Source organism: Plantibacter cousiniae (nom. nud.), from assembly GCF_977070315.1.
Genome location: NZ_CDRVEU010000001.1, coordinates 1 through 16481, shown reverse-complemented (window position 1 = coordinate 16481; position 16481 = coordinate 1). Strand labels below are relative to the sequence as shown.

The window sequence follows — 16481 nt, the reverse complement described above, 5'->3', positions numbered from 1 at the left end:
GCTTTTTTATGCGCGACCTATTTGCTCTCGGCCTGCATCTCGGCAGCTGGCCGGACCTTGCCGAAGTGATGCGTTGTATAGCAGCAGAACCCCAGCCCGCCGAGGGCCAGCAGGCCGCCGACGATACCGACATTGGCAACCCCGAGATGGCTGCTGACCACACTGCCGAGCAGCGCGCCGCCGCCAATACCAATATTGAAGATGCCCGAGAACAGCGCCATCGCCACATCGGTTGCATCGGGTGCCAGCGACAGCACGCGCGCCTGCAGGGTCAGGCCGAAGCACATGATCGCAATGCCCCAGATAATGGTCAGCGTGCCGAGCGTCACGGCGTCACCGGAGAGGGGCAACAGCATCAGCAGGCAAACGGTCAGCGTACCAATGGCGGTGATCAACAGTCCGTTCGGGAAGCGGTCGCTGAACAGGCTGAAGATGATCGAGCCCATGATCCCGGCACCGCCAAAGACCAGCAGCAGGATCGTGGTCATTTCGCCGCTGAGTCGAGACACAGTCTGAGTGAACGGCTCGATATAGCTGTAGGCGGTGAAATGAGCGGTCACCACAATCGCCGTCAGCAGGTAGATAGCCATCAACCGTGGGCGCTTGAACAGGATCGGCAGGCTGCGCAACGAGCCGGAGTTCTGGCTGGGCAGCAAAGGCAGCGCGCGAGCCAACAGGAAGACTACCAGCGCAGCGATGCCGGCGATGCCCAGAAAGGTAGTCCGCCAGCCCAGTGCTTCACCCAGCACGCGGCCCAGCGGAATACCCAGCACCATCGCCAGCGACGTACCGGTCGCCAGCAGGCCCAGCGCCTGGACCTGCTTGCCAGGCGGCGCGATGCGCACGGCCAGCGACGCCGTGACCGACCAGAACACCGCATGTGCAAAGGCGATACCGACCCGACTCACCAGCAGGATCGCGAAGCTGGGGGAGATTGCCGAGAGCACGTGGCTGACCACAAACAGGCCGAACACGAACATCAGCAACTTGCGGCGCTCGATGTTGCGCGTCGCCAGCATCATCGGCAACGACATCAGCGACACGACCCAGGCATAGATCGTGAGCATCAACCCGACCTGGGCCGGGGTCATTTCGAAGCTCTGGCCGATGTTACTCAGCAGACCGATCGGCACGAACTCGGTGGTATTGAAAATGAAGGCCGCCAAGGCCAGCGCGAATACGCCAAGCCAGCTACCTGCCTGCTCGTTTGGAGGTGAAGTTATCAAGAATCACAACGCCCTGAAAATGTTCCGACCCGAAGGCCGATCGCCACGCGTGAACACGCACGCCTGACACCTGTATGGAAGACGGCGGCTCGCCCCACTGAAAAACCAACGCAAAAACGCTCCGCTCGACCTTCTGAATCGGGCGCAGTGTGCAAAGTGGATTATTGTGGATATGGGGAGTGAAGCCAGATGACACGAATTCTACGGACCGCCAGAGTGGATCACAACCCGTGCACTCATAACAGACTTTACAAATGACCGCCGGTCGTCAGCCGTCAAGGAAGCGCTGCCGGTCCTCAGGCGACGGCAACAGGCAGTGATCATAGCGCCCGAACAGGCGATATCGGTTGAGCGCGATACGGTTGTAGGCCCAGTCCCTTAGAAAGCGTGGAAAAATCCCCAGCACTTTGAGCAGCGGCCACGGCGCAGGCAACAGCCCCATGATGTGCAGAAAGGCATCCGAGCGTACGAACACCCGATTGTTGACGATGACCGCGATGGTATGAAAATCGTCGAGTGGCAGCCCGGCCCACTTCAGCAATGCCTGCCCTTGCTCCGACTGCACGGCGGCCAAGCGCAGACGCTGATGCGGATCATGGCGAATCAGAAACTTAACCACGCCATTGCACAGTTTGCAGACGCCATCAAACAGCACGACACATTCATCGGGTTTCAGATACGGGGCGGGGGTACTCGGCACAGTATTCACCTGTTCAGGAAAAACAGCCCTGGCGCGCCCGGAAACATGAACGCCCCGCCAATCGAAGGACCGGCGAGGCGTTCAAGCTAAAGCCATTGCCCGACAGAATCAAACTTTGCGGACGAACTCCGACTTCAGTTTCATCGCGCCGATGCCGTCGATCTTGCAATCGATGTCATGGTCGCCATCGACCAGGCGGATGTTCTTGACCTTGGTGCCGACCTTGACCACCAGCGAGGAGCCTTTGACTTTCAAGTCCTTGATCACCGTGACGGTGTCGCCGTCCTGCAGCACGTTGCCCGTTGAATCCTTGATGACTTTCACGTCGTCGGATGCATCGGCGCCAGCGGCGTCGGCAGACCATTCATGGGCGCATTCCGGGCAGATCAGCAGGCTGCCGTCTTCGTAGGTGTATTCGGAATTGCATTTCGGGCAGGACGGTAAGCTCACAATGGTTCTCGCATCGAGGAGGGTAAAACCATGCATTATAAAGGGCTTTTCCTGTTTCAGGTGGGAAGAGACTGATCTGTCGTCATAAACCTGCTTCAGTCATTGGACAGAAGCGAAGACCTGAACTAAAAAATACAGCACGCTCTGTCCTGCAACTCCTCTTCGACCTCTCCCTACACGACCCCTGCGCCTCGCGTTGGCGGTAGCTATTGCAGCGTGCACTTACCGTCTCTTGCCACTTACTGCACTGAGCACATCACATGGGCATGCCTCACAACCCGGCACTCGGCTATCGGCCCGAGATCGATGGTCTGCGCGCGCTCGCAGTCATCCCGGTCATTCTGTTCCACGCGGGCTTGCCGCTGTTCAGCGGCGGATTCGTGGGCGTCGATATCTTTTTCGTGATTTCCGGCTATCTGATCACGTCGATCATCATCGCGGAGAAGATCAAAGGGCGTTTCTCGCTGATCTACTTCTACGAACGACGCGCGCGGCGCATCCTGCCTGCGCTGTTCGTGATGATGCTGATCTGCCTGCCTGTCGCGTGGTTGACGCTCGATCCGTCTGACCTGAAATACTTCGCCAAGAGTCTGGTGGCGGTGCCGACCTTCTCATCCAACGTGCTGTTCTGGCTGGAAAGTGGCTATTTCGACGCCACGGCAGAACTCAAACCGTTGTTGCACACCTGGACGCTCGCGGTGGAGGAACAGTATTACCTGTTCTTCCCACTGCTCTTGATGCTGACTTGGGGCTTGGGCCGCAGGAGGCTGATTGGGCTGCTGATGGTCGTCGCCCTGGCCAGCCTGGCGATGGCGCAACCGAGCGCCCATCAAGACACCAGCAACGCGTTTTATCTGCTGCCGGCACGCGCCTGGGAATTGCTGGCGGGCTCATTCATAGCCTTCTACTTTGCCTGGCGACCGCGCAACACCGGGGGTGCTAGCGTTATCGATCAGACGGCAGCGGCGTTGGGGATTTTGCTGATCGGTTATGCCGTGGTCGGTTTCGACAGCAGCACGCCCTTCCCCGGCCTTAATGCACTGGTGCCCGTGCTGGGTGCGGTGTTGGTCATCGTCTTCGCGCATGGCAAAACCTGGGTTGGAAGCGCGCTGAGTACACGTGTGCCGGTCACGATCGGCATGCTCAGCTACAGCGCCTACCTGTGGCATCAGCCCGTTTTTGCCTTCGCCCGCCAGTACAAGCTGAATGAACCGGGCCTGCTGCTCATGCTGGCGCTTGCCCTTGTGTCTCTGATGCTGGCCTGGTTGAGCTGGCGTTTCGTCGAGCAGCCGTTTCGCAAGGCGGGCACCTTCAATCGCCGTCAGATTTTCACCACGGCAGGCGCTGCCTCAACGCTGTTTATCGCGCTGGGGCTGGTCGGCTATGTGAATAACGGCTTTCCCCAGCGCTTCGCTGTCGACCCGGAGCTGCATCAGGCATTCGCCGATCCGTTGATACGCGACAAATGCGACCCGCCCTTGGCCGGCAAAGGCGGTAACGTCGATTTTTGCCTGTTCGGGCTCGCTGACAGTCAGGCAGTGCCGGATATGGCGCTGTTCGGCGACAGCCACTCCGAGGCGCTGTTATCCACGTTCGACGCCGCCGCTCGGGATCAGGGCAGAACCCTCGCGCATATCGGCCTGGGCGGCTGCCTGCCCTTGCTCGGCGTGGACGTGGCCAACGGTAACTATGCTGCGGGGGTCTGCGAAGCGCTGGCCGATCGGGAGTTCGAATACGTGAAACAGCAGCGGATCAAGAAGGTCGTGCTGGTGGCGCGCTGGACGCTGTATACCGGCGACGATTACAGCGAGAGGGCGATGAGCAAATATTTCCTGACCTCACGCGCCGATCCGCAGAAAAGCCGGGAAACCTCGCGCAGGGTATTCAGCCGGGCGCTTGAACACACGATCGAGGCCTACCGCAGTATCGGCGCCGAGCTGTTCATCGTTGCGCAGGTACCGCAGCAAATGATCAACCCTGAAAGTCTTTATTACCGCCTGGCGCGGGATGCTTCGGACAGCGATGCGCAGGCATTACAGCGGGTCAGCGAACTGTCGGTGCCGGTCGAAAAACACGACCTGTTGCAGCGTTTCACCCGCCAGCTGTTCCTGCGCGCCAGCCAATCGCAACACATCAGCCTGATCACGCTGGATGACGCCTTCTGCAAGGACAGGCAATGCCTGATCGGCGACCTGCATTCGTACTACAAGGATTTCAACCACCTCAACGCCCGGGGTGCAGGGCTGCTTGCCGGCCAGATCAGCCATATTCTTGAGCAGTGACAGGGTTTTATCAGGCGGCATTGTCTGTAATGCTGGTGCCTGACCAGACGCCCGAGGACCACCGCATGACCGCCGCCAGCTTTACCCCCTTCGAGGATCTGGCCAACCTGCTGATACCCCACACTCACGCAGAGAAAATCGACGGCTCGCACGATGTCTCGCACTTGCTGCGTGTGTGGAAAAACGTCTGCGCCATTCGTGACCGTGAAGGCGGCGATGCCCGCGTCCTGATTGCGGCGACACTGCTGCATGACTGCGTTTCAGTCGAGAAAGACTCGCCGTTTCGCGCCAGCGCATCACGACTGGCGGCAGCGCGGGCCAGCGAATTGTTGACCGAGATGGGTTGGGATGAACAGAGCATCGCCTCCGTCGCCCACGCCATCGAAGCGCACAGTTTCTCGGCGGCGATCACGCCCTTGACCCTCGAGGCGAGAATACTGCAGGACGCCGACCGTCTGGACTCGCTGGGCATGATTGGTGTGGCACGCACCTTCTACGTATCAGGGCGGCTCGGCAAAGGGCTCTACGATCCGGATGACCCGCATGCCAGCCGGCGTCCCTATGACGACCTGAATTTCGCCGTCGACCACTTCCACACCAAGCTGCTGCACCTGGCTGACGGTTTTCAGACCGATACCGGCGCACGGATGGCGAAAGTACGGCACCACCGAGTCAAACGCTTTCTGGACGAACTGATGGAGGAAGTTGCGTTTCCCCAGCCATGATTCGTCAACTGCACGGCAACCCTTCAAGAGATGTCATAAAGACATCACACAATTACCCTATAAACGGCTCTCCGAGAAGGTCCGTGTGTTTATAGGGGTTGTGTGCCGTGAAAAGATTTATGCCTCGTTTCCTACGTCGGCAAGCCACAACGACAACACTCTTGCGCCGCTTCAAAATCACGCTGCGCCTGGTGATCTGCTTCGCTGTCACCTCCCTCTTGATGGTCGCGCTTGGCGCATTCTGCCTGTTGCAGATGCAAGCTATCCGCACCCAGGGCGAGGCGGTCGAGAGCGGCGCCCTGCCCAGTATCGCCACTGCAGATGCCATCGCCATCGGCCTGGTCAAACTGCGCAGCGAAACCACCCGTCTGATCGCCAACGCCGACGATCCGGGTGCCGTCATCAACAGCAAGATCAATGTCGAACAACTCAGGAATGAGGTAGAGAAAGGCTTCTCTGAATACCTCGCACGCGTTCAGTCGGGCACAGAGCATGACTCCATTGTCGCGTTGCAGGATGCCTACAAGGCCTTCATGCCCGGCTTGCAGGATCAGATCGCGCTGATCGAGCAGAACAAGCTGGACGAGGCCAGGATGCTGGCCAACACCATGCTCTCGCTGCAAGGCGACCTGATGGACATGCAAGTGCAGCTGTTGCGCGAACTGAACAAGCAGAGTGCGGCCACCGCTGTAGAGGCCGCAAGCGCCAGCTACGAGCAAACGCGGATCATCGCGCTGAGCGCCATCGGCCTGGTTCTGGCACTGACCCTGTTGCTGGCCTGGCGCCTGAGCGTCAGCATCATCCACCCGGTGCGGCAGGCTTTACACATCGCCAGCACCATTGCCGATGGTGACCTGAGCGAACACCCGATACCGGACGGCAAGGACGAGACCGCGCAATTGCTGATCACCCTGGGGCGCATGCGCACCAACCTGCACAGCACGATCGACCAGATCTACGCGGCGGCGGCACAGTTGTCGCAATCGGTTCAGGAAATGGGCAGCATCGCCGAAGCCAGTGCGCTCAATCTGCAGCTGCAGAACACTGAAATCGAGCAGGCTGCTGTCGCAGTCAATCAGATGAGTCAGGCGGCCATCGAAGTGGCAGGCAACGCCAGCAATACCGTGACCGAATCAGAGGCGTCGACCAAAGCGGCAGCACAAGGGCAGGAAAAGCTGTCGGCAACCATTCTTTCGATCAAGGAACTGACCAAGAATGTGCTGGATTCGTCGCATCAGGCTGAAGGGCTGGCCGAACGCACCCAGAGCATCAGCAGCATCCTCGATGTGATTCGTGCAATTGCCAATCAGACCAATTTACTGGCGCTGAACGCAGCTATCGAGGCTGCACGGGCAGGCGAAGCCGGGCGCGGCTTTGCCGTGGTGGCCGACGAGGTCCGCTCACTGGCGCAGCGCACCAGTGCATCCACTGCGGAAATCGAAGGGCTGATCAGCGGCGTGCAGCAAAGCACCCAGCAAACCGCCAGCTCGCTGCGCCACACGGCGACGCAGGCCAACCTGACGATGGAACAGGCCGCCTCGACCGGCGAAGCCTTGCAAGTGATCATCCAGTCAACCGCCACCATCAACGACCGCAACCTGCTGATTGCCAGTGCCGCAGAGCAGCAGGCTCAGGTGGCGACTGAAGTGGACCGCAACCTGAGCAGTATTCGCGACCTGTCCAGCCAGACCGCATCAGGCGCGCAGCAGACCACCGTCGCGAGTAACGCACTGTCGATGCTGGCCAATGACCTGAACCTGATGGTGCAGCGTTTCGTGCTGTGATGGGTTGAACGTCGCCAGCCAGCCTGCAACAACAGGCTGGCTGGCGACGATCGGCTGTCAGTCCTGCGGACGCAGACGGTACTGCGGCGGCAGTTGCTCGAAACCGCTGATGGTCACGTCGAGGCTTTTCCAGCGGCCATCCTTGATACCGTAGATGCAGCCATGCACAGACAGGCTCTGCCCACGGTGCCAGGCGTTCTGCACAATGCTGGTGTGACCGACGTTGGCCACTTGCTGGATCACGTTCAATTCACACAGGCGGTCGACGCGCTCTTCCTCGGTCGGCAGCTTGGCCAGCAACTCGCGGTTTTCGTAATACAGATCACGAATCGTGCGCAACCAGCCGTCGATCAGGCCGAACTGGCGGTCCTGCATGGACGCCCGCACGCCGCCGCAACCGTAGTGGCCTGTGACCAGAATGTGTTTGACCTTCAACACGTCCACTGCGTATTGAATCACTGACAGACAGTTCAGGTCGGTGTGCAGCACGACGTTGGCCACGTTGCGGTGAACGAACAGATCACCCGGCAGCATGCCGACGATTTCGTTGGCCGGCACGCGTGCATCGGAGCAACCGATCCACAGGAACTCAGGGGTTTGCTGGCGGGCCAGTTTGGCGAAAAACTCAGGGTCTTCCTGCTTTATCGCATCGGCCCAGCGTGCATTGTTATCAATCAGGTCTTGTAGCTCGTTCATGCTTTGACGCCTCGATAATGATGCCCAGCCTTGGACTGGAGTCGAATCCTTCAAGTCACGCCTGTTTGCCACTACTGGCAAAATTCACCAACGCTCGTCGGTCAACAAAAAGGAATCTTCAAAGTCATGGCCGGTCCACTTTTTACGACCACCTGAAATGAGGATTTCCCATGAACGATTCACGCCGTCCGTTCGGAGCTACCGAACCGGAACCCATCGACGATAACGAAGACCGTATGGGCTCCATGGAAACACTCGATTTCGACGAGGAAGAACCGGGCCGTATTGGCGATCTTATCCCTGAAGGCGAGCTGCAACATGAAATTCCGGATCAGCGCGTGCGTGAGGCCGGTCTCACGGGTGCTTCCACGGATGATCATCACTCGACTGACGATGATCTGTCTCCGGAAACCCTGATTCGTGAAGACGGTGCTCGTTCACCGTCCGAGCAGGGCGATGGCGACCCGGCTGATCTGGACCTGACCGTAGTCGACGAAGACGACATCGGCGGTGGCAACGGTCTGGACGAAGAAGAACTGGCAATCATCGACCCGCTGGACGGCAACACCCAGCGCTGACAGCCAGTATTACTCGAAAAGCGTGCAGGCCATGACCACTGCGTCTTCACGGCCGCCCACTGCCGGGTAGTAATCGCGACGCCGGCCTATCTCGTTGAAACCGTAGTTTTCATACAGACGATAGGCTGGACGGTTGCTGTCACGCAGCTCCAGAAAGCATTCCCGTGCATTGAGCTGATAAGCACGTTTCATCAGATGGTCGAGCAGTAACAAGCCAAGACCCCGCCCCTGGTTTTCAGGTTTGACCGTGATGTTGAGCAGGTGCGCTTCGTCGATGATGACCTGAATGACGCCGTGCCCGACCTGCTGCGCGCCCTCGAACATCAGCCAGATCTCGTAGGACTTGAGCCCGTCGAGAAAGATGCCGCGTGTCCAGGGATGACTGAACGCCGCGTATTCGATTTTCAGCACCGCGTCCATGTCGGCTTCGGTCATGCGGCGGAAGGTTACGGCATCACTCATCGATCGATTTCCAGCGCGTCATCAGCCGACGCATGGCTTTCCAGACATCCGCCTTGCGCTCAGGCTCGTCCATCAGTAATTCAAGACCTGGCAGCGCCCAGGCCGTGCCCAGGCCTTCAATCTGCAGTTCACGGTGGTAAGACTCGGCATCGGCTTCACCGGCGTACTTCATCGACGGCAGCCCGATCAGCCACAGGCAGGCGCAGGGCTCGTCCTCGAGCCGCGCGCCGACGAAGCCCTGCACGAAATCACGTGCGGCCTCCGGGCCCTGGTCCATCTGGCCGCGGACCAGCAACGGCCAGCGCACGGGCTCGCCGATGATCTGTGGGCTGTCGGGCAGACCGGCGGCGCGCAGCATGTCCTTGAGCAGCAGGTAGGAAGGATCACGGCTCTGAAACGGCTGACCGGTGGTGAGTTCGACCAGTAACAGGCAGCGTCCGGCGCGCAACAATTGCAGGGCAAAACGCGGTGGCGGTACCACCGGCGCCTTGGGCGGCGCCGGCTCGGCCTCTTCGGCGGCCGGGGTGGCTGCGCGCTTGCTGGCCAGTGAAGGGCGCGGCACCTCGACCCTCGGGCGTTCGGGCTGCCGTGCCATCGGCTCGACGTTCGACGTTTCGGCAGGTGCAGCGTGCTCCGCTGGCGAAGCAGCAGGCGCGACACGTTGCACCTCGACCGGCAGCGGCAACGGCAACGGCACAAGCAGCTGCGGGCGCGACGGCGCGGCGAATGGCAGTTCTGTGCGCGGCAGCCAGTTGACCACCTGCATGGCAGTCAAATAAGCGCGGCGACGGGACTCGTTGAGCAAGGGTCAGCCACCTGTGGATAAGTTAAGCGCGCAATTCTAGCGTTGTTCGTCTTTTTGCGCTGCAGCATATCGCCCGCAGGTGAAATATCAGTCGGCTGATGCAGTACAATTGCCGCTTTTCACTTGCCAACAGTCGGCCTAACGATGATCGAACCCAAGCGCGTTCTGCGCGCCCTTGCCGAGCACTGGGCGCTCCTTGAGCCCTTATGCGAACATTTCGACCAGGGTACGTTGAGCCTGAGCGAGCTGCGCCTGCAACTGGGCGCTCAGCAGCAGGACAGCACTCCGCAAGACATCACCAACCTGCTGGACGTGTGGATCCGTCTGGACATTCTGGTGCCCGTCGCGAAAAGCCCGAACCGTTTCGAGCTCAACGCACAGATCCATGACTTCCTGTCGTACCTGCGCCGCGAGCACCGTCTGGGCCTGTGCCTGGAAATCGAGGCCTACCTGCGCCACCTGGAGCGACTGGCCGGTTACATTCAGGATGCATTCGAGGTTCGCGACGCCAACGATCTGGCCAGACAACTGCGGCTGCTGGACATGCGCGTGCGCGACGTACTCAAGAAGCTCGCCAACGACGAACAGGCGCTGGTCGCCGTGGCCGACCGGGCCAAGACCAGTGACCGGCAGATCCCGTTGCGTCAGCGCTATGCCGAAGTCTTGGCGACGTGGGACGAATACGTCGAGCCGATGATTCAACTGGTCAACGCAGACGGTGCGTTCGAACAGGGCGTGCGCAAGGTCGAGAACGTCCTGCTGCGCCTGCTGACCGAGCAACAACGTCTCGGTCACCTGGTCGACGACGACATGCTGCTGCGCACCCACGCGCGTATTCTGGAAATGCAGACCAGCGCCCAGCTGACCTTGCGCCATGCGCGCGAACTGCTGCTGCCGTTGCGCGAAGAAGCGCGTCGCCACAATGCGGTGACCCGTGGCGCAGCGCTGGCCTTGTCCGCCATTCGCCGCAAGGGGCTGGATGCGGTGCCGCAGGCTGCCATGCCGATGTTCACCCGTCCGCAAAGTACGTTCCTGGGCAGTGCCAGTCAGGTCGAGGCCTACGTGTATGCCCTGGCGCGTTTTGAGCCGAAACCCGCGAGATTCCCCAAGGCCAGCGGTACCCGCAAGGGCCAGGCGCCACGCGCACCGCGTACGGTCAAGGAGATGCTCGAACGCTGCGAAGACGCCTTGCCGATGCCTGACCTGATGGTCTGGTTGCTGGAGCAGGAGCCGACCGGGGAGACCGACGAGCTGCTCTACTGGTTCTCGCGCCTCTCGCGCGACAAGCGCTTCGCCCGTGAACGCCTCGAGCGTCGCGAATATTTCACCCGGGAGCACCGCGTCAGCCTTCGCTCCTTTGCCCTGCTCGCTGCAAAAGACGAGCAGGCCGAGCATTCCGAGAGCACCGTTCATGCATCTTGATCTATCCGAAATGTCCCAGCTCGCGCCGATCTTTCGCGAGCTGTTCAAGGGCTATCACATCAGCCGCCGCGACCCGGAGCTGTACACCCAGCTCTCCAATTGTCAGGACCAGTACCGCACGCTGTTCAAGGCACTGGGCTTCGAACTGGTCTGCGACACGCGTGGCTTTTATTACTTCGTGCCTGAACTGGCTGCCGCGCAGGTCAACAAGACCGCCCAGCGCCTGGCACTGTTCACCTTCATTCTCGTTGAACATCTGGCAGATCAGGGCCGTGACCCCATGTCGGTGCTCGACGGTGGCAGCCTGGGCCGCGACGAGCTGCCTTCGATGCTGGAAAAGTACCGCGACCTGTTTCTCCAGGCTGAAGTGCAGACCCCCGAAGAGCTCGAAGAAAAGATCATGCGCCGCATGACGCAGTTGGGCTTTGCCAGTGAGGAAGTGGGTATCTACCGCTTCCTGCCGCCGATGCACCGTTTTCTCGATGTGTGCCTGTCGGTGCAACAGGATCGCGATCTGGCCGCCAGCCTGCATAGCGCCCTGCCCCTGCCGACGCCCGTGCTCATCGATGACGACAGCGACGAGAAACTGCTGGAAACCGATGACCCGCTGGACCTGGCTGAATTCGGTGAAGAGACCGAGGAAGAGGCACTGGCCCGGGCAATCGCCGATGAGCAACGACAGGAGATGGACACATGAGCCAGGAACGTTATGGCATCCGCCGCTTTGCCCTGTTGAACACTGCCGGTTACAGCCTCGGCCTGTTCCCGCTGGAAAATCCGCTGTCGGTATATGGTGCGAACAACCTCGGCAAAAGCGCCTCGATCAACGCCCTGCAATTCCCGATTCTGGCGCGCATGTCGGACATGAGCTTCGGCAAGTACAGCCTGGAACAATCGCGGCGCTTCTACTTCGCCTCCGACACCAGCTACATTCTGGTAGAAGTTTCCCTGCCCCACGGCCCGCATGTCATCGGCGTCGTGGGTCGCGGTCCGGGCGGCGGCTTCGGCCATCAGTTCTTCGCCTATGCCGGCGAGCTGGATCTGGGTCATTACCAGAAGAACGACACCTGCCTGCGTCAGAAAGAGCTGTTCAGCAACCTGGAAAGCCAGGGCCTGAAAGCCTACGAGCTGAAGCCTGACGAACTGCGCCGTCTGCTGGTCGGCGGGCACACGTCGATTCCGCTGGACCTGACGTTGATCCCGCTGCGCTCCACCAGCGAGCAAAGCCTCAAGACCTTCCGCGCACTGTTCATCAACCTGCTGCACATGCGCGAAATCACCGCTGCCAAACTCAAGCAGCTGTTTCTGGATGCCTTCGAGCACAGCCTGCGTTCGGGCAGCGTCGACTACATTGCCGCCTGTGAAGAAGCCTTCCGCGATGTACGGCGCATGGAACAGGATTACAACTCGCTGGTGCTGGCCGGCCCTCTGGTCGAGGCGCTGGCCGCTGGCGTCAAACAGCGCGATGTGTTGCGCGGCAAACTGCATCGTCTGTCACCGATCCTCGATTCACTGCTCGGCACCTGGTCGGATTACTCCGGTGCGCGCAAAGAAGAGCTGGTGATCCAGGCTGAGCATTACCGTGCTCAGCAGGATGAGATGCAAAACGATCAGCGCAGCAGCACCCAGGAACTGATGCGCCTGGAGCGCGAGATCAGTAGCATCCAGCGCTGGGTCGGCGAGCTGTCGGTGCTGAAGAATCGTTTTGCGCTGGTCGATGACGTCAAGGTGCTGGAGCAACAGCTGCTCGCCGCCAAGGACGCTCACGATGAGCTGGCCGGTGCGCTGGCCCAGTCCCGGCAGTTCAGCGCCGAAGACCTGGACGAGCGCCTGCGCGATCTTGAAAAACGCCTCAAGTCGGTCAAACAGCAGCTCGATCATGCGGACAACAACAGCTACGCCCGCCTGCGCGAAGAGTTCTCCCAGCCGGACGTCGAACGTCTGATGCGTCTGTTCAACAGCGCACTGTTCAGCTTGCCGTTGGGTGAGCAAGGTATTGCGCTGGATGATGGCGATGCGTGGGTCAAGTCGCTGGAGACCATTCTGGATGGCTTCAAGGGCGATCAGTTTGCAGTACCGGGGCTGACCATCAACCTGTCGAGCATCGAGCCGCCTGCCCTGCAGGCGCTGGCCGATCGTGCCGCGTTACGCGATCAGAAAGAGCGACTGGAGAAAGAACTCAAACAACTGAAAACCCAGCAGGCTGTCGCTGCCGACCGTTCGGCGAGCAAGACCCAGACCGAAGCGCTGTACCAGCAAGTGCTGGATGCGCAAAAGGCGCTTGAAGACTTCCGCCGTTGCCAGACCTTGAGCGCAGAGGAATCCACCAAGCTGGAAGAACTTGCGCAGATGGAAGCCGCTCAGGATGAACTGAAACGCTCCAGCGACGCGTTCACCGAGCGCGTGCAGCAACTGTCAGCCAAGCTGCAATTGATCGCACGTCAGATCGGCGATATGGAATCCAAGCAACGCACGCTGGACGACGCGCTACGTCGCCGTCAGTTACTGCCAGCAGACCTGCCTTTCGGCACACCGTTCATGGACCCGATCGACGACTCCATGGATAACCTGTTGCCGCTGCTCAACGACTATCAGGACAGCTGGCAGGGCCTGTTGCGCAGCGACGGGCAGATCGAGGCGCTGTACGCACAGGTTCGCCTCAAGGGTGTGGCCAAGTTCGACAGCGAGGACGACATGGAGCGTCGCCTGCAGCTATTGATCAATGCCTACGCGCACCGTACCGACGAAGCGCTTACGCTGGGCAAAGCGCGTCGCGCTGCGGTCACGGATATCGCACGTACCCTGCGCAACATCCGTAGCGACTACGACAGCCTTGAGCATCAACTGGCACTGTTCAACCGCGAGATCAACAAGCGTCAGGTCTCGAACCTGGCAAGCTTCCGTATCGTGCTCGCCCCTAACAAGGAAGCGCTCAAGCACATCGACCAGATCATCCACAGCGCCGGGCAGTACGAGGAAGGCGAGACGCTGTCGGTCTTCGACCTGAGCCAGAGCGCAGAGCAGGACAACAAGAACGAAGAAGCCAAGGAATATCTGGCCCGGCTTGTGGCTGCCAACCACAACCAATTGGGCTTGAAAGACCTGTTCGAACTGGCATTCGAAATCACCAAGGTCAATGGTCAGCCGGTTATCCACACCGATATCGATGGGGCTGCCTCCAACGGCACCACGATGACCATCAAGGCATTGACCAACATGTACCTGCTGTTGCACTTGATGGATCGCGATCAGGCCGGGCGGGTGCGTTTGCCTTACTACCTCGACGAAGCCGCAGACATCGACGAGAAGAATCAGGCAGCACTGCTGGAAACCAGCCTGCAACTGGGCTTCGTTCCGATTCTGGCCAGTGTGAAGCCACAGGTCTCGGCCCACGTTGCCATCGACCTGGAAGGCGGCAGCGGACCCAATGGCATCTACATTGATGAAGCGGACTGGAAATACATTCAGCATCGTGACGATGTGAAACCAGAGGTTCCGGAACTGGCCTCTTAAAGGCTGATTGCTGTGAACAGAAGGCCGCATGAAAATGCGGCCTTTTTTATCGTCTTTGAATTGAGTGAGGCCGTGTTGCGGGCCTCAGGCGAGCAGACTCTTTATTCATCGAATTCATAATGAGGTGCAGCAAACACGCATACGATTACACCAGGCAGGCTTGGAGTGATCCCATGAGAACGATACTGCTGACGGTCTTGCTGGTCGTCGCTGCAACAGCGCATGCAACTGACTACTACGTGGCCCCCAACGGCGATGATCACGCAGCGGGTACCAAAGCCTCACCGTTGCGCACCATCATGCGTGCGCAGCAAGCCGCAAAGGCCGGCGACACGGTGTACTTTCGCGGCGGCCTCTATGCCTACACAGCCGGCATCAACCGCTGCGCTAGCCGTACGGACACGGTCAATGCCATCACCCTGAACAATAGCGGCAGCGAAAACAAACCCATACGCTACTGGGCCTATCCGGGCGAAACACCGGTTTTCGATTTCTCGGCCATGAAAGACGATTGTAGGGTGAAAGGCTTCAACGTTACCGGTAGCTGGCTACATCTGAAGGGGCTGGAGGTGACCGGCGTACCGCAGCAGCCGGAAAACCATCTCAACCACGAGTCATGGGGCATCTGGAACAGCGGGAGCCACAATACCTTCGAGCAACTCAATCTGCATCACAACATGGGACCCGGCCTGTTCATTCAGAACGGCGGCTATAATCTGGTGCTAAATTCCGACTCTCACCACAACTACGATCCTTACACCTCAAACGGCGCAGGTCAGAGTGCAGACGGCTTCGGCGCACATATCAAAGCGGGCCATCCAGGTAATGTATTCCGCGGCTGCAGAGCGTGGGCCAATTCCGACGACGGCTTTGACCTGATCAATGCCTTTTCGCCAGTCACCATCGAAAGCTCATGGGCATGGCAGCAGGGTTACCTGCCTGGCACGCGAACAAAACTTGAAGCAGGCAATGGTAATGGCATCAAGGCCGGCGGATACGGTGGCAAGTATGTGCCTGACGGCGTGAAACACATCGTCCGTAATTCAGTTGCCTTCGACAACAAGTCCGCTGGTTTCTATGCCAATCACCATACCCTGGCACTGGACTTCATCAACAACACGGCTTTTGCAAATGGCGTGAACTACAACATGGCAGGTATCGCCCCGGATGGTTCGCTGATCCCTCTCGGTAAACTGCTCAACAACATCGCCTACAAGGGACGGTTGACCGTTAACACCGAGGGACTGGATATGGCACACAACTCCTGGACATTGCCAACGCCGGTAACCGACGCAGACTTTGAGGATGTTTCGGAGACGGGGTGGGATGCGCCACGTCAGCCGGACGGAAGCCTGCCAGTGCTGCGCAGCTTCCACCTTCGACCTGGCAGCAGACTGGCAGGGATGGGGGCGTTTCACTAAGCCTTGGGGGTCTCTGGCGCCTATGCGGCTGCATTGCAATAGACAGAGAATGCAGAGATTTCTGCAACCCCAGACAAACAAAAACCCTCAACGCGTAAGCGAAGAGGGTTTCTGGAATTCAATCTTGACGATGACCTACTCTCACATGGGGAAACCCCACACTACCATCGGCGATACATCGTTTCACTACTGAGTTCGGGATGGGATCAGGTGGTTCCAATGCTCTATGGTCGTCAAGAAATTCGGGTACCGAATCGTGCCATGCGGCGCGCTTCAGCAAATCGGGTATGTGATCGTCGGTTCAGGTGTCGTTCGTGACGCAAACTTTCGGTTCGTGTCATCTTCACAGTCACCGCAATCTGGTCATTCGACGCAAATTGCTTGGGTGTTATATGGTCAAGCCTCACGGGCAATTAG

At 59.5% G+C, this 16481-nt stretch carries 14 protein-coding genes and 1 rRNA gene; 8 read left to right on the top strand and 7 right to left on the bottom strand.

Features of this window, described 5'->3' with window-relative positions; genetic code table 11:
- Window positions 1-17: 17 nt before the first annotated feature.
- From ACW55A_RS00075 to ACW55A_RS00065, 3 genes are all read right to left on the bottom strand, one after another.
- Window positions 18-1226 carry a sugar transporter gene (locus tag ACW55A_RS00075; protein ID WP_499140163.1) on the bottom strand — a complete coding sequence of 403 codons (1209 nt, stop codon included), beginning with the start codon at window positions 1224-1226 and terminating at the stop codon, window positions 18-20.
- 268 nt (window positions 1227-1494) lie between these two features.
- A complete protein-coding gene (locus tag ACW55A_RS00070) occupies window positions 1495-1926 on the bottom strand; it encodes a thiol-disulfide oxidoreductase DCC family protein (protein WP_003365768.1) in 432 nt (143 codons plus the stop codon).
- A 108-nt stretch (window positions 1927-2034) separates the two neighbouring features.
- Window positions 2035-2376: a zinc ribbon domain-containing protein YjdM gene (locus ACW55A_RS00065; RefSeq protein ID WP_003433812.1), complete on the bottom strand. Its 342-nt coding sequence runs from the start codon at window positions 2374-2376 to the stop codon at window positions 2035-2037.
- Window positions 2377-2636: 260 nt separating this feature from the next.
- On the opposite strand from ACW55A_RS00065, the gene ACW55A_RS00060 reads away from it, so the two are divergent.
- From ACW55A_RS00060 to ACW55A_RS00050, 3 genes are all read left to right on the top strand, one after another.
- Entirely contained in the window at window positions 2637-4658 is a 2022-nt protein-coding gene (locus ACW55A_RS00060; RefSeq protein ID WP_455807944.1) for an acyltransferase family protein, read from the top strand.
- A gap of 65 nt (window positions 4659-4723) precedes the next feature.
- Window positions 4724-5383, top strand: coding sequence for an HD domain-containing protein (locus tag ACW55A_RS00055; RefSeq protein WP_455807953.1), 660 nt, complete (start codon window positions 4724-4726; stop codon window positions 5381-5383).
- Window positions 5384-5544: 161 nt separating this feature from the next.
- Complete coding sequence (locus ACW55A_RS00050; protein ID WP_498810205.1) at window positions 5545-7167, top strand: methyl-accepting chemotaxis protein; 1623 nt, start codon at window positions 5545-5547, stop codon at window positions 7165-7167.
- A gap of 57 nt (window positions 7168-7224) precedes the next feature.
- On the opposite strand, the gene can is transcribed toward ACW55A_RS00050, so the two are convergent.
- A complete protein-coding gene (gene can / locus ACW55A_RS00045; RefSeq protein ID WP_003345939.1) occupies window positions 7225-7863 on the bottom strand; it encodes a carbonate dehydratase in 639 nt (212 codons plus the stop codon).
- Window positions 7864-8033: 170 nt separating this feature from the next.
- Here can and ACW55A_RS00040 point away from each other — a divergent pair, with 170 nt between their 5' ends.
- Window positions 8034-8441 carry a hypothetical protein gene (locus tag ACW55A_RS00040; RefSeq protein WP_003365778.1) on the top strand — a complete coding sequence of 136 codons (408 nt, stop codon included), beginning with the start codon at window positions 8034-8036 and terminating at the stop codon, window positions 8439-8441.
- A 9-nt stretch (window positions 8442-8450) separates the two neighbouring features.
- On the opposite strand, the gene rimI is transcribed toward ACW55A_RS00040, so the two are convergent.
- Together rimI and ACW55A_RS00030 are read right to left on the bottom strand one after the other, a co-directional pair.
- Window positions 8451-8903 carry a ribosomal protein S18-alanine N-acetyltransferase gene (rimI, locus tag ACW55A_RS00035; RefSeq protein WP_003365779.1) on the bottom strand — a complete coding sequence of 151 codons (453 nt, stop codon included), beginning with the start codon at window positions 8901-8903 and terminating at the stop codon, window positions 8451-8453.
- Complete coding sequence (locus tag ACW55A_RS00030; RefSeq protein ID WP_455807945.1) at window positions 8896-9708, bottom strand: energy transducer TonB; 813 nt, start codon at window positions 9706-9708, stop codon at window positions 8896-8898. The genes rimI and ACW55A_RS00030 overlap by 8 nt, the downstream gene beginning before the upstream one ends.
- Window positions 9709-9852: 144 nt before the next feature.
- Between ACW55A_RS00030 and mksB the strand changes: the two genes are divergently transcribed.
- The 4 genes from mksB to ACW55A_RS00010 all read left to right on the top strand — a co-directional run bounded on the left by mksB (window position 9853) and on the right by ACW55A_RS00010 (window position 16064).
- Window positions 9853-11130, top strand: a complete 1278-nt coding sequence (gene mksB / locus ACW55A_RS00025) for an Mks condensin complex protein MksB (protein ID WP_003404706.1) — start codon at window positions 9853-9855, stop codon at window positions 11128-11130.
- Complete coding sequence (gene mksE, locus ACW55A_RS00020; RefSeq protein ID WP_003365786.1) at window positions 11120-11827, top strand: Mks condensin complex protein MksE; 708 nt, start codon at window positions 11120-11122, stop codon at window positions 11825-11827. Before mksB ends, mksE begins: the two co-directional genes overlap by 11 nt.
- Window positions 11824-14643 carry an Mks condensin complex protein MksF gene (gene mksF, locus ACW55A_RS00015; protein WP_455807946.1) on the top strand — a complete coding sequence of 940 codons (2820 nt, stop codon included), beginning with the start codon at window positions 11824-11826 and terminating at the stop codon, window positions 14641-14643. Before mksE ends, mksF begins: the two co-directional genes overlap by 4 nt.
- A gap of 173 nt (window positions 14644-14816) precedes the next feature.
- Window positions 14817-16064, top strand: a complete 1248-nt coding sequence (locus ACW55A_RS00010; RefSeq protein ID WP_455807947.1) for a right-handed parallel beta-helix repeat-containing protein — start codon at window positions 14817-14819, stop codon at window positions 16062-16064.
- Window positions 16065-16186: 122 nt separating this feature from the next.
- On the opposite strand, the gene rrf is transcribed toward ACW55A_RS00010, so the two are convergent.
- Window positions 16187-16302, bottom strand: a 5S ribosomal RNA gene (gene rrf / locus ACW55A_RS00005).
- Window positions 16303-16481: the final 179 nt, after the last annotated feature.

Coding starts and splice junctions, on each gene's coding strand:
- ACW55A_RS00060 (WP_455807944.1), top strand. CDS start 2,637: ATGGGCATGCCTCACAACCCGGCACTCGGCTATCGGCCCGAGATCGAT.
- ACW55A_RS00055 (WP_455807953.1), top strand. CDS start 4,724: ATGACCGCCGCCAGCTTTACCCCCTTCGAGGATCTGGCCAACCTGCTG.
- can (WP_003345939.1), bottom strand. CDS start 7,863: ATGAACGAGCTACAAGACCTGATTGATAACAATGCACGCTGGGCCGAT.
- ACW55A_RS00040 (WP_003365778.1), top strand. CDS start 8,034: ATGAACGATTCACGCCGTCCGTTCGGAGCTACCGAACCGGAACCCATC.
- rimI (WP_003365779.1), bottom strand. CDS start 8,903: ATGAGTGATGCCGTAACCTTCCGCCGCATGACCGAAGCCGACATGGAC.
- mksB (WP_003404706.1), top strand. CDS start 9,853: ATGATCGAACCCAAGCGCGTTCTGCGCGCCCTTGCCGAGCACTGGGCG.
- mksE (WP_003365786.1), top strand. CDS start 11,120: ATGCATCTTGATCTATCCGAAATGTCCCAGCTCGCGCCGATCTTTCGC.
- mksF (WP_455807946.1), top strand. CDS start 11,824: ATGAGCCAGGAACGTTATGGCATCCGCCGCTTTGCCCTGTTGAACACT.
- ACW55A_RS00010 (WP_455807947.1), top strand. CDS start 14,817: ATGAGAACGATACTGCTGACGGTCTTGCTGGTCGTCGCTGCAACAGCG.